Source organism: Enterobacter sp. Y17, from assembly GCF_019730495.1.
GTDB lineage: Bacteria > Pseudomonadota > Gammaproteobacteria > Enterobacterales > Enterobacteriaceae > Enterobacter > Enterobacter asburiae_B.
Window position 1 is genome coordinate 119,980 of record NZ_JAASKP010000003.1, and the last position, 12,254, is coordinate 132,233.

Here is a 12,254-nt window from a genome sequence, read left to right on the forward strand (position 1 = left end):
GGAGGAAAAGATGATTTGTCCACGTTGTGCCGATGAGCATATTGAAGTGATGGCGACGTCGCCGGTAAAAGGGGTCTGGACCGTTTACCAGTGCCAGCATTGTTTGTATACCTGGCGTAATACTGAACCGCTGCGCCGTACCAGCCGCGAGCATTACCCGGAAGCGTTCCGCATGACGCAGAAGGATATTGACGAGGCGCCGCAGGTGCCGACGATCCCGCCGCTGCTGTAAAAAAAAGCCCGGTGGCGCTGCGCTTACCGGGCGATAACATCGTGCGGTCTTTTGCCCGGTGGCGCTGCGCTTACCGGGCCTACGGTTTTGTAGGTCGGGTAAGGCGAAGCCGCCACCCGACAAAACAGACCGCAGAAAACTAAACCAGACTCTTCAACCTGTAAATCCACTCCAGCGCCTGACGCGGCGTCAGTGAATCCGGGTCGAGGTTCTCCAGCGCTTCCACCGCAGGCGACGTCTCTTCCGCAGGCACCAACAGCGACATCTGCGTACCATCAATCTGCGTCGCCGCCGCATTCGGTGACAGGCTTTCCAGTTCACGCAGTTTCTGACGCGCGCGCTTGATCACCTCTTTCGGCACACCAGCCAGCGCCGCGACGGCCAGGCCATAGCTCTTGCTCGCCGCGCCATCCTGCACCGTGTGCATGAAGGCAATGGTATCGCCGTGCTCCAGCGCATCCAGATGAACGTTCGCAACCCCTTCCATTTTCTCCGGCAGTTGCGTCAGTTCGAAATAGTGGGTGGCAAACAGCGTCATGGCCTTGATTTTATTCGCAAGGCTTTCCGCACAGGCCCATGCCAGCGACAGACCGTCATAGGTTGACGTTCCGCGCCCGACCTCGTCCATCAGCACCAGGCTGTGCTCCGTCGCGTTATGCAGAATGTTTGCCGTTTCGGTCATCTCGACCATAAAGGTTGAACGACCGCTCGCCAGATCGTCCGCTGCCCCGACGCGGGTAAAGATACGGTCGATGGGGCCAATCTCCACATTTTGCGCCGGGACGTAGCTGCCGATATACGCAAGCATCGCAATCAGCGCCGTCTGACGCATATAGGTACTCTTACCGCCCATGTTCGGACCGGTAATGATCAACATTCTTCTCTGCGGTGACAGGCTCAGCGGGTTGGCGATGAACGGTTCGTTGAGCACCTGTTCTACCACCGGATGACGGCCTTCGGTTATGCGAATGCCGGGCTTGTCGGTAAAGGTTGGGCAGGTGTAGTTCAGCGTTTCAGCGCGTTCTGCCAGATTGACCAGCACGTCCAGCTCCGCCAGCGCGCTGGCGCTCTGCTGCAGGTCGCCCAGGTGCGGCATCAGCATGTCGAACAGCTCTTCATACAGCTGTTTTTCCAGGGCCAGCGCCTTGCCTTTCGAGGTGAGGACTTTGTCTTCGTACTCTTTCAGTTCAGGAATGATATAGCGTTCGGCGTTTTTCAACGTCTGGCGACGCACGTAGTGGATCGGCGCCAGGTGGCTCTGCCCGCGGCTAATCTGAATGTAGTAACCGTGTACCGCGTTATACCCCACTTTCAGGGTGTCGAGCCCAAGACGTTCGCGCTCGCGGATTTCCAGCTTATCGAGGTAGTCCGTCGCACCGTCGGCCAGTGCGCGCCATTCGTCCAGCTCCTCGTTGTAGCCCGGGGCAATCACGCCGCCATCACGCACCAGAACCGGAGGCGCATCGATAATAGCGCGCTCCAGCATTTCGCGAAGCTCGGTAAATTCGCCCATGGTTTCGCGGAGTTTCTGTACCGGCGCGCTGTCAACGTCACTCAGCTGCGCGCGCAGTTCCGGCAGCTGCTGGAAAGCATGACGCATCCGCGCGAGATCGCGTGGTCGTGCTGTTCGAAGTGCCAGACGCGCAAGGATACGCTCCAGATCGCCCACCTGGCGCAGAACCGGCTGCAGTTCGGTATAGCGATCCTGCAGCGCGGCAATCGTCTGCTGACGGCAAACCAGCGTCTCGGTATCGCGGATCGGCATATGCAGCCAGCGTTTCAGCATGCGGCTGCCCATTGGCGTTACCGTACTGTCGAGGACCGACGCGAGCGTATTTTCTACGCCACCCGCCAGGTTCTGCGTGATCTCCAGGTTACGGCGCGTGGCGGCATCCATGATGATGCTGTCCTGCTGGCGCTCCATGGTGATAGAGCGGATATGCGGCAGTGCGGTGCGCTGGGTATCTTTCACGTACTGCAGGAGACAACCGGCCGCACATAGCCCGCGCGGGGCGTTTTCAACGCCAAAGCCAATCAGATCGCGGGTGCCAAACTGCAGATTCAGCTGCTGGCGCGCGGTATCAATTTCGAATTCCCACAGCGGACGACGGCGCAACCCGCGACGACCTTCAATCAGCGCCATTTCGGCGAAATCTTCGGCATAGAGCAATTCTGCCGGGTTGGTGCGCTGCAGTTCGGCGGCCATCGTTTCACGGTCAGCCGGTTCACTCAGACGAAAACGTCCGGAGCTAATATCCAGCGTCGCGTAGCCAAACCCTTTACCGTCCTGCCACAGCGCTGCCAGCAGGTTATCCTGGCGCTCCTGCAACAGGGCTTCATCACTGATGGTGCCGGGCGTAACGATGCGCACGACTTTGCGTTCCACCGGGCCTTTTGAGGTCGCCGGATCGCCGATCTGTTCGCAGATGGCAACGGACTCGCCCTGATTCACCAGCTTCGCCAGGTAGTTTTCTACCGCGTGGTGCGGGATACCTGCCATAGGAATGGGCTCGCCTGCCGATGCGCCACGTTTGGTCAGCGAGATGTCGAGCAGCTGCGATGCACGCTTAGCATCGTCATAAAACAGCTCGTAAAAATCGCCCATACGGTAAAACAGCAGGATTTCCGGATGCTGTGCTTTCAGCTTCAGATACTGCTGCATCATCGGCGTATGTGCGTCGAAATTGTCGATTGTGCTCATGGAGTTATGATGTCCATTTCTTTGAAAATAAACCGTTTTGATGGGCTCAATGGCCGTTTGTTCCTTCTATTGTCGCATGAAAAAAAGGTCCGGCGCAGAAAAATGTCGTGGCTTTACGAGGCATCTTCCGCCATTAATTCGATGACAATTTTTCCATGCTCCACGCCCACCCTGACTCGGGAATGGGTTGTAAATCCCGCCTTTTCAAGCCAGTCACCTTTCAAGCTCAGCGCCGCATGCACGCTGTAGCGCTTCGGTATCTTGGTATTGCGGTCTTCATGGCGCTTTCTAAAATATCCCACTTTCAAATGGCGATAGGGTTTGCCGATCGTGAGCTCTTGCATAGGGTCTCCAGACAACACGGACAAAGGTCATTTCTGATGACTGTATAAAATACCAGTGATTGTTCGCCGGTGCAGGACTAAAACTGGAATCAGCCTTCAGGAAACGAAATGCAACCGCTGAAATCCAGCGTTGAAAGGTGTATTATTGATGCACTTTATTATTCGGTAATCCGCTATGTCCGGTAAACGCATCTCACGAGAAAAAGAGACCATCGCGAAAATGATCGCGTTGTATGAAAAGCAGTGCCCGCAGGCCTCTCAGGAGGAAGGGTATTATCAGGCGCTCAACGCTTATGCCGATAAGCGCCTGGATAAATGCGTTTTCGGTGAGGAAAAGCCGGCCTGCAAGCAGTGCCCCGTACACTGCTACCAGCCTGCCAGACGTGAAGAGATGAAGCAGGTTATGCGCTGGGCAGGCCCGCGTATGTTATGGCGTCATCCTATTCTTACCGTTCGCCATCTGATGGATGACCGCCGTCCCGTGCCGGAACTGCCGGAGAAGTACCGTCCGAAAAAGTGATCGGTTCAGCGTCTCAGCGGACGGCAAATCACCTTCAGGGCCAGCGCGCTGCAGAGCGGGAAGAGGGCCAGCAGCAGCCAGGGATACATCGCCTGCGTAGAGGGCACCAGCGCGCGGTCCAGCAGGCTGCCAAACACCAGGTTTCCCGCCAGTACCGCTATGCCTCCGGCGGTGGCGAGTGCGCCGTAGTGCGCGCCAAGCGTGGATTCCTCCGCAAACCGAGGGATCAGATCTTTAGCCGAGGGCACCAGCAGCATTTGCCCCAGCGTCAACAGCGTCACAAAACAGACAGAAGGCAGTAAGCGCAGCCAGCCTTCCGGCGGCGTCATCGGGGCAAACGTCGCCACGCTCGCAAAGGCGGCTGAAAGGAGCAAAAATCCCACCGGCAAAATTCTCACCGCGCCCACGCGACGGGCGAAGCGCGCCAGCGGCAGCTGTAAGGTGATGATCAGAACGGAGGCCAGCATAAAAAGCGGGCCGAGATCTTTCTCGTTACCGCCAGAACGCTGGATCTCCACCGGCAGCGCCAGATAAAGCTGGTTATAGCTTAACAGCCACGAGCTGTAGGCAATGATAAAGGCGACAAAGCGCGGCTGACGGAACGTTGTCCACCAGGGCTGTATTTTCAGCGTCTGTGAACGGTGGCCAGCAGCAGGCAGGCAAAAGTAGAGCACCACTAGCGCAATGATAAAGACGCCAGCTCCCGCCAGCGCCACCTGACGAAAGCCGAGGCCGGTGAGCAGGGCGCCAGCAACCGGGCCCAGTATCGCGCCGAGCTCTCCGCAGACGGCAAAGAGCGCAAACCACTCCGCGCGGCTGCGTTTGCCTTTTGCCTCGCTGTGAGTGCCTGCTTTTGCCAGCAGTGCCTCAATCGAGGGGGAGAATAACGCGCCGCCAACGCCCGTCAGACACGCGCCCAGAATAATCGGCCACAGGGATTCCCCGAAGGCCAGCAGCAGATAGCCTGAAACACGAACAATACAGCCGCTCAGGATAATCACTTTCGCGCCAAACCGGTCCGAGAGCGCACCGCCAACGATAAACATCCCCTGTTGCGAGAAGGTACGCAGGCCCAGGATCAGCCCGATCAGTCCGCCGGAGAGCAGCATGTCGTCGCGCAGGAATATCGCCAGGAAGGGAACGACGGCGTAAAAGCCAATGTTGAAAACAAACTGGCTACCCAGTAAGACGGGCGGCCAGAGCGTGGCGGCAGGGCGAAGGGGCATCGTCGTTCACTCGCCCCTAAACGATAAAGTGGATGTGTTTTTTGCCATGGAACGGCGAGGTCTCGATTTTGGTTTTCACCCGGAAGACATCCCACAGCAGCGACTCGGATAAGATATCCTGCGGTGTCCCCGTCGCCACAATTTGTCCTTTCTGCATCACAATCAGCGAGTCGCAGAACATCGAGGCGTGGTTGAGATCGTGGATAGCGACAATGCTGGTGACCGGTAATTCGCTGATCAGCTGCATCAGCTGCATCTGATGATGAATGTCCAGGTGGTTGGTCGGTTCGTCCAGCAGGATTTCCGTTGGGGTCTGAGCCAGCGCGCGGGCAATATGCACCCGCTGGCGCTCTCCGCCGGAGAGGCTCAGCCAGCCCTGGCCGCTTTTATCCAGCATATCCACGCGCTGCAGGGCGGCGGTGACGGTTTCGTCATCGTGGTTGCTCCAGTTGGAAAAAGCGGAGTGGTGCGGAATACGCCCGAGTTTCACCACGTCCCGCACGCGCATGTTGGCGTCCGTCATGCCGTGCTGCTCGACGAAGGCGACCCGGCGCGCCAGCTGCTTTTTGGCGATGCGGGAGATGTCCTGGCCGTCCAGCGTCACACAGCCAGCATCCGGGCGGCGCAGACCTGCCAGAATGCGCAGAAGCGATGATTTACCGCAGCCGTTAGGGCCAAGCAGCCCTACCGTTTCGCCCCGTGACACCTTCAGCGAGACGTCGTTAACGATGACCTTTTTGCCGACCTTCCAGGTAATATTTTCAGCGCAGATACTCATCACTTATTCCTTGAACGGTAGATAATCACGGCAAAGAAAGGCACGCCAACCAGCGCGGTGACCACGCCGACGGGCAGGCTTTGCGGCGCAATCAGCATGCGCGAGGCAATGTCTGCCAGCACCATCAGGATCGCCCCTGCCAGCGCGCTGGCAATCAGCAGCGTGCGGTGCAGCGGCCCGAACAGGAAACGCATCACGTGCGGGACCACCAGCCCGACAAAGCCGATTGAGCCCGCCATGCTGACAATCGTCGCGGTAATCAGCGCGGTAGTGGTAAAGAGCGTCAGGCGCACCCACGGGACAGCAATACCTAAAGAGGCGGCAGCGTCATCACCGAACGTAAAGGCATCCAGCGCCCGGGAATAGTAGAGGCAAACGGCTAATCCAGTCAGCACCACCACCAGCGCCAGCTGGAATTCCGGCCAGCGAACGCCGCTGAAGCTGCCCAGAAGCCAGAACATCACGTCGCGCGCCTGCTGGGCGCTGGCGGAGGTGCTGATGGTGTAGGCAGTAATGGCGTTGAACAGCTGTGAGGCGGCAACGCCAGCCAGAATGGTACGTTCATTTCCCCCGCGCGCGCCGTTCGTCAGAAACGCGACAAACGCAAAGGCGGCGAACGCCCCGGCAAAGGCCCCGGCAGACAACGACACCGCACCCGTGCCAATCCCCAAAACGACGACCGACACCGCCCCGGTTGAGGCACCTGCCGACACGCCGAGCACGTAAGGTTCCGCCAGGGCGTTCTTCAGCAGGCTCTGCAATACGGCACCGCAGATGGCCAGCCCCGCGCCGCAGCAGGCCGCCACCAGCGCGCGGCTCAGGCGAAAGTCCCAGATCACGCTCTCATAGATGCGGGTGAGCGGAACCTCGGTGAGCCCCATTTTATTGCTGATGGCGTAAAACACCTTATCCAGCGGGATGGACAACTCGCCGACGCTGACGCTCAGCGCGATCGTCAGAGATAACAGTACCAGGGCGAGCAAACCCGAGGTCGTCAGAACCAGGCTCTGCCGGGCCTGAAGAACAGCGGTTGTCATCAGTTCAGCCCCAGCTTTCTGAGCTGTTCGCCGACCTGCTCAGCTCCGTAAATCGTGCGGATCGTCGGGTTCATCGCCTGGCCGTCCATCATCACGATATGGCCTTTTTTCACCGCGTCCAGCTGGCTGACCGCCGGATCGCTCTTCAGGAATTTGATTTTTTCTTCCGCGTTATCCAGCGCCCAGCGGTTGCGGTCCAGGCTGGACACCACAATGACATCCGGATTGGCGGCAATAATGCTTTCCCAGCCTACGGTTGGCCATTCGGTCTCGGACGTAATGGCGTTATGGCCGCCCATCAGGCTGGCGATAAACCCTGAGGGGCTATTTTTACCGCCGACGTAGGCGTCTGCAGAAGGGGATGAACTGGAGAACCAGAAGACAAACGAAAGGTCTTTTTTACTCTTGCCGAATTCCTTACGCAGGTCGGCCTCGCGGTTTTTGAAATCGGCAATAACGGCCTGACCGCGGTCTTCAACGTTAAAGATTTTGGCGAAATCCTCAATCTCTTTATAGAGATACGTCATATCCCACAGCTTCTGGCGGCTGCCGTACATATCGCCGGTGGCTTTTTTGGTCGCGCACATGCCCGGCGACACGTAGCTGTTCACGCCCAGTGTCATCAGGTCTTCGCGTTTTGCGACCTTACTTTCAGGCCCCAGCAGCAGCGGGGACTGCGCCGGGACAAAGTCAGGATTTTGCGCAAGAACGGATTCAAGGGTCGGGATTTCGACCGTCAGGGTTTTGATTTTTGCGTTCTGTTCCGCCAGCTGCGGCAGCACTTTGGTCGGCCAGAAGGCGCTGGCCTTCACCTTATCTTCCAGGCCCAGCAGGAGCAAAATTTCGACGGTGTTCTGGCCCAGGGCCACGACGCGTTCCGGTGCTTTGGTGAACGTCTCTTTGTAGCCACAGTTTTCAATCGTCAGGGGATAGGTGGTTGCCAGAGCAGAACCGACCGACGCAATCGCCAGGCCTAACGCGCAGATGACCTTTTTCATGAAACGCTACCCTTCATTAAAATTATTATTGATGCAAATGAAACTCATTATTAAGGCGGAATTTTATACAGAGGAAACGATTTTGTGTCAATGAGGGACAATTACGCAGGGGAACAAAAGGCGGTGTCAGAAAAACACCGCCGGAATAAGGTCTTAAATGAGGCTCTCTTTATCAATCCCGAGACGCTTCATGCGTGACAGCAGGGTGGTGCGTTTTAACCCCAGGCGCTGGGCGGCACCTTTTGGCCCGGCGACCACGCCGTTGGTCTCTTTCAGCACGCGCATAATGAGCTGATATTCATCTTCTCCCTCTTTCGCTGTCTCGGCGGCGGGCGCGGTCACGTCAGGAAGCGTAACCTCAGGCAGGGAGAGTTGCAGCACGTTACCGCGCGTCAGCAGCACCGCGCGTTCGATGACGTTTTCCAGCTCGCGCACGTTGCCGGGCCATTCCATCGATGAAAGAGTGCGCAACGTCTCGGCAGGAATACTGTCGATGTTTCGCCCCATCCGGCGAGCGATCTTCGCGGTAAAGGCTTTGACCAGCAGGGGGATATCTTCCGGGCGCTCGCGCAGCGGCGGCAGGAAGATCGGGAAGACGTTCAGACGATAGTAAAGATCGCTGCGAAACTCGCGGTCGGCGACCATTTTTTTCAGGTCACGGTTGGTGGCGGCAATCAGCCGCACGTCGGTCTGGATAAGCTTGTTGCTGCCCAGGCGCTCAAACTCCTGCTCCTGCAGGACGCGCAGCAGTTTCGGCTGTAGCTCCAGCGGCATATCGCCCACTTCGTCGAGGAACAGCGAGCTTTTGTCGGCCAGCTCAAAACGGCCCAGCCGCTGGCTGCTGGCCCCGGTGAATGCTCCGCGCTCGTGGCCGAACAGATCGCTTTCCAGCAGTCCCGCAGGCATCGCGGCGCAGTTCATCTTCACCATCCGTCGGCTGTTGCGGTTGCTCAGGTTGTGGATTGCGCGGGCTATCAGCTCTTTGCCCGTGCCGGTTTCGCCCAGAATCAGCACCGTGCTGTCGCTTTGCGCCACCATCTCAACCTGCTTAAGCACGCTGTACATGGCGTCGCTGCGCCCGATGATTTCACCAAACTCGCTGTCCACGTTGTTGAGCTGTTCGGTCAGGGCCAGGTTCTCATCCACCAGCCGCTCTTTCAGGCGATGAATTTCCTGATAGGCGAGGGCGTTATCCAGCGCGATGGAAATACGCTCGGCAATCTGGCGCAGCAGCTTCAGGTTGGCGGTGGTAAACACGCCCTCCTCGCACTGCGCCAGCTTTAGCACGCCCAGCATGGTGTTGCCGGACATCAGCGGCAGCAGACACAGGGTCTGAATTTTATTGCCCCAGGTGTTAAACAGCATCCGCTCGTACGGCGCGACCGGGTCCTGCTCGTTCAGGTTGAGCAGGAGGATCTCTTTGCTCTTGAAGACCCGCTCGGAAAGGGTGCCCGCTTCGTCCACCTCGCTCTGCTCGTGCGCCGGGTTGGCTTCATCGAGATAGTGCGTGGAGTAGATGTTCAGCTTGCCCTTGCGATGGCCGCGCAGCGCAATGCTGATGGCGTCGATTTTGAAATAGTGGTGGATCTCTTTCGAGACTTCGCTGACCAGCTCGTCCATGTCCAGGCGGGAGAGCACGGCGTTGGTGATGGCGACCAGAATGCGGAAGTTGTCGCGCTCGCGGCTCAGCAGGTCGTAATCGACGTTATTGGTGACGCGGCTTTGGATCTGCTCCGCGACGACGGCCACAATCTGGGTAAAGGTGTGCAGGCGCTCGTATTCCGCCTCGCTCCAGGGCTGGTCGGTCGTGCGGATAAACTCGCAGCCGCCAAAAATCTGGCCCTCAGCCGCCAGCGGCAGCATGCAGTAATGCCCGAAAGGCTGATAGAGGTCGCTTTCCGCCAGCTTCGGCCACGCCTGGCGGAACTCCGCAAAGTTGCAGTGCAGCACTTCAGGCCGGGAGAGTATGCGGCGCACCGGGCCATGCGCCAGATACGTTTCGTCTTCGTATTCAAACGTTTTGCCATTATCACGCGTCGAGTAGTAGCTCGCGCGCAGCGTTCCGCTATGCCAGAGCACAATCGCGGCGCTGTCCGCCAGCGCCGATTGCCTGACCAGCCGCGTCAGGGCATCGCTCAGCGCGCCGAGATCGGGCTGCTGTAAAAGTGTGCGCGTGATGTCAAACAGGCCCTGCTGTCCAAGATCGCTCATCGGTGTATACGGCATATTGCTTTCCAATAGAAACTGGCAAAAAAGAGATTCAGTGCTGACCGCTTTTGGCGCGGTTCTAGCAAATACGGGGTAAGGGTTCCGCGTGCGGCAGATCCAGCGTCCGTTTAACGCCATACAGCCCGGCCAGGCGCACCCCTTTGCGCTCAACCACTTCACCAATCATCGCCGCCTCTTTTCCTGACGGATGAGCCCGCAGCTGTTCAAGAACGGCTTCCGCGGCCGCGCGTTCAACGCCAATCACCAGTTTGCCTTCGTTGGCGAAGTTAAGCGGGTCAAGGCCCAGCAGTTCGCAAAGGCCGCGAACGGCAGGCTTCACGGGCAGGCTACACTCGGTGAGTTCAATCCCGTACCCGCAGCTTGCTGCAAATTCGTGGACCACGGCGTTCACGCCGCCTCGCGTCGCGTCCCGCAGGGCTTTCACGCCGGGAATACCCCTCAGCGTCTGGATCAGCGGGGTGAGCACCGCGCAGTCGCTGCGCAGTTCCCCGTCCAGCCCCAGACCTTCGCGCAGGTTTAGGATGGTCGCCCCGTGGCAGCCCAGCGTTCCGGTCACGATCAGCACGTCGCCCACGCTAAGATGCTGTGCCGCCCAGTGAATATCGGCGGGGATCGCCCCCATGCCGGCGGTGTTGATAAACAGCTTGTCGGCCGCGCCGCGCTGCACCACTTTGGTATCGCCGGTGACGATAGCTATCCCCGCCTCGCGCGCGGTGTGCGCCATGCTGTTGACCACTGCCGTGAGCGTCTCCATCGGTAACCCCTCTTCGAGGATAAACCCGCAGGAGAGGTAGCGCGGAATGGCGCCGCTGACCGCCACGTCGTTGGCCGTGCCGCAGACGGCGAGCTTGCCGATATCGCCGCCGGGGAAGAACAGCGGATCGATCACGTAGCTGTCGGTGGAGAACGCCAGCCTGTCGCCCTGCGCGGTGAGGGTTGCAAGGTCAATGCGCGCCTGGTCTTCCTGTTCGGCGAGCCAGGGGTTGTTGAAGGCTTCCATAAACAGCCGGTTAATCAGCTGCTGCATCGCCTGTCCGCCGCTGCCGTGCGCCATTTCAACCGTATTCATGCTTCACTCTCCTGGTTGCGATACTGATACCACGCGGCACACGCCCCTTCGGAGGAGACCATCAGCGCGCCAAACGCCGTTTGCGGGTTACAGGTATTGCCAAATAACGGGCATTGATGCGGTTTGCATTTACCGGTGAGCACGTCGCCGCAGCGGGCCCGGGGATCGTCGCAAACCTGCTGCGGCTGCGGGCGGAAATGCGCTTCGGCGTCGAACGCGCGATAGGCTGGCGTCAGGCGCACGCCGGATTCGGCAATCAGCCCCAGACCACGCCATTCGCTGTCGCCCTCAACGCTGAACACGTCAGCTATCGCCTGCTGCGCCCGCTCATTTCCCGCATCCGGCACCACGCGGCGGTACTGGTTTTCCACTGCACTCAGGGCCGCTATTTTCTGCTCAACCAGCATGGTGACACCTTGCAGTAGATCAAGTGGTTCGAAACCAGCGACCACTAACGGACGATTGTACTGTTCAGCGATAAAACCGTAGGCGTCTGTGCCAATTACCATGCTGACATGCCCCGGTGCCAGAAAGGCGTCAATGCCGTTTCCCGGCTCTTCCAGCAGGCTGCGCAGCGTGGGAATGAGCGTAATGTGCTGGCAGAAGAAGAAAAAATTCCCGACGCCGCGCGCTTTCGCCTGCTGCAGCGTGATGGCGGTGGCGGGCATGGTGGTTTCAAACCCCAGACCAAAAAACACCACCTTGCGCGCGGGGTTGTCCTCCGCCAGCGTCAGGGCATCCATCGGCGAATAGACGATCCGGATGTCGGCCCCGCGCGCTTTCGCCTGCAGCAGCGAGCCGTTTTTCCCCGGCACGCGCATCGCGTCGCCAAAGGTGCAGAAAATGACGTCGGGCTGGCTGGCAATTTCGATACAGCTGTCGATGCGCCCCATCGGCAGCACGCACACCGGGCAGCCGGGGCCGTGGATAAACTCGATGTTCTCCGGCAGCAGCTGGTCGAGGCCAAATTTGAAGATGGCGTGCGTGTGTCCGCCGCACACCTCCATGATCCGCAGCGGTCTCTCTTTGGTGTAGTCCAGCAGCGCCGCGCGCGTTTTCAGGTGCCCGATAAGCTGCAGCACCTGCTCGGGCGCGCGGTATTCATCAACGTAACGCATGG

At 59.0% G+C, this 12,254-nt stretch carries 11 protein-coding genes; 2 read left to right on the forward strand and 9 right to left on the reverse strand.

Going from position 1 to position 12,254, the window contains the following annotated elements; genetic code table 11:
- The first annotated feature begins 10 nt into the window (after nt 1–10).
- Nucleotides 11–232 (forward strand): non-oxidative hydroxyarylic acid decarboxylases subunit D, encoded by a 222-nt coding sequence (locus HCH49_RS16745; RefSeq protein ID WP_033146398.1) that lies wholly within the window; start codon nt 11–13, stop codon nt 230–232.
- A gap of 139 nt (nt 233–371) precedes the next feature.
- On the opposite strand, the gene mutS is transcribed toward HCH49_RS16745, so the two are convergent.
- The gene (gene mutS / locus HCH49_RS16750; RefSeq protein WP_221703030.1) at nt 372–2,933 is read right to left on the reverse strand and encodes a DNA mismatch repair protein MutS; all 2,562 of its coding nucleotides are present in this window, start codon (nt 2,931–2,933) and stop codon (nt 372–374) included.
- A gap of 113 nt (nt 2,934–3,046) precedes the next feature.
- Nucleotides 3,047–3,277, reverse strand: a complete 231-nt coding sequence (locus HCH49_RS16755; RefSeq protein ID WP_023333217.1) for a SymE family type I addiction module toxin — start codon at nt 3,275–3,277, stop codon at nt 3,047–3,049.
- A gap of 175 nt (nt 3,278–3,452) precedes the next feature.
- On the opposite strand from HCH49_RS16755, the gene HCH49_RS16760 reads away from it, so the two are divergent.
- The gene (locus HCH49_RS16760) at nt 3,453–3,797 is read left to right on the forward strand and encodes a nitrous oxide-stimulated promoter family protein (RefSeq protein WP_048979264.1); all 345 of its coding nucleotides are present in this window, start codon (nt 3,453–3,455) and stop codon (nt 3,795–3,797) included.
- Between the two features lie 5 nt (nt 3,798–3,802).
- Here HCH49_RS16760 and HCH49_RS16765 read toward each other — a convergent pair whose 3' ends face one another.
- From HCH49_RS16765 to hypD, 7 genes are all read right to left on the reverse strand, one after another.
- Nucleotides 3,803–5,023 carry an MDR family MFS transporter gene (locus HCH49_RS16765; protein WP_221703031.1) on the reverse strand — a complete coding sequence of 407 codons (1,221 nt, stop codon included), beginning with the start codon at nt 5,021–5,023 and terminating at the stop codon, nt 3,803–3,805.
- A gap of 16 nt (nt 5,024–5,039) precedes the next feature.
- Entirely contained in the window at nt 5,040–5,801 is a 762-nt protein-coding gene (locus tag HCH49_RS16770) for an ABC transporter ATP-binding protein (protein WP_033146394.1), read from the reverse strand.
- Nucleotides 5,801–6,838 carry a FecCD family ABC transporter permease gene (locus HCH49_RS16775; protein WP_033146393.1) on the reverse strand — a complete coding sequence of 346 codons (1,038 nt, stop codon included), beginning with the start codon at nt 6,836–6,838 and terminating at the stop codon, nt 5,801–5,803. Before HCH49_RS16775 ends, HCH49_RS16770 begins: the two co-directional genes overlap by 1 nt.
- Complete coding sequence (locus tag HCH49_RS16780) at nt 6,838–7,836, reverse strand: ABC transporter substrate-binding protein (protein ID WP_221703032.1); 999 nt, start codon at nt 7,834–7,836, stop codon at nt 6,838–6,840. Before HCH49_RS16780 ends, HCH49_RS16775 begins: the two co-directional genes overlap by 1 nt.
- A gap of 153 nt (nt 7,837–7,989) precedes the next feature.
- Nucleotides 7,990–10,062, reverse strand: a complete 2,073-nt coding sequence (gene flhA / locus HCH49_RS16785) for a formate hydrogenlyase transcriptional activator FlhA (RefSeq protein WP_167818886.1) — start codon at nt 10,060–10,062, stop codon at nt 7,990–7,992.
- Between the two features lie 61 nt (nt 10,063–10,123).
- Nucleotides 10,124–11,134 (reverse strand): hydrogenase expression/formation protein HypE, encoded by a 1,011-nt coding sequence (hypE, locus tag HCH49_RS16790; RefSeq protein WP_167818887.1) that lies wholly within the window; start codon nt 11,132–11,134, stop codon nt 10,124–10,126.
- On the reverse strand, nt 11,131–12,252 hold the full coding sequence (hypD, locus tag HCH49_RS16795; protein WP_167818888.1) for a hydrogenase formation protein HypD: 1,122 nt from the start codon (nt 12,250–12,252) through the stop codon (nt 11,131–11,133). The genes hypE and hypD overlap by 4 nt, the downstream gene beginning before the upstream one ends.
- Nucleotides 12,253–12,254: the final 2 nt, after the last annotated feature.

What these genes read in the sequence shown, in the direction of transcription:
- HCH49_RS16745 (WP_033146398.1), top strand. Translation starts at nt 11, where the DNA reads ATGATTTGTCCACGTTGTGCCGATGAGCATATTGAAGTGATGGCGACG.
- mutS (WP_221703030.1), bottom strand. Translation starts at nt 2,933, where the DNA reads ATGAGCACAATCGACAATTTCGACGCACATACGCCGATGATGCAGCAG.
- HCH49_RS16755 (WP_023333217.1), bottom strand. Translation starts at nt 3,277, where the DNA reads ATGCAAGAGCTCACGATCGGCAAACCCTATCGCCATTTGAAAGTGGGA.
- HCH49_RS16760 (WP_048979264.1), top strand. Translation starts at nt 3,453, where the DNA reads ATGTCCGGTAAACGCATCTCACGAGAAAAAGAGACCATCGCGAAAATG.
- HCH49_RS16765 (WP_221703031.1), bottom strand. Translation starts at nt 5,023, where the DNA reads ATGCCCCTTCGCCCTGCCGCCACGCTCTGGCCGCCCGTCTTACTGGGT.
- HCH49_RS16770 (WP_033146394.1), bottom strand. Translation starts at nt 5,801, where the DNA reads ATGAGTATCTGCGCTGAAAATATTACCTGGAAGGTCGGCAAAAAGGTC.
- HCH49_RS16775 (WP_033146393.1), bottom strand. Translation starts at nt 6,838, where the DNA reads ATGACAACCGCTGTTCTTCAGGCCCGGCAGAGCCTGGTTCTGACGACC.
- HCH49_RS16780 (WP_221703032.1), bottom strand. Translation starts at nt 7,836, where the DNA reads ATGAAAAAGGTCATCTGCGCGTTAGGCCTGGCGATTGCGTCGGTCGGT.
- flhA (WP_167818886.1), bottom strand. Translation starts at nt 10,062, where the DNA reads ATGCCGTATACACCGATGAGCGATCTTGGACAGCAGGGCCTGTTTGAC.
- hypE (WP_167818887.1), bottom strand. Translation starts at nt 11,134, where the DNA reads ATGAATACGGTTGAAATGGCGCACGGCAGCGGCGGACAGGCGATGCAG.
- hypD (WP_167818888.1), bottom strand. Translation starts at nt 12,252, where the DNA reads ATGCGTTACGTTGATGAATACCGCGCGCCCGAGCAGGTGCTGCAGCTT.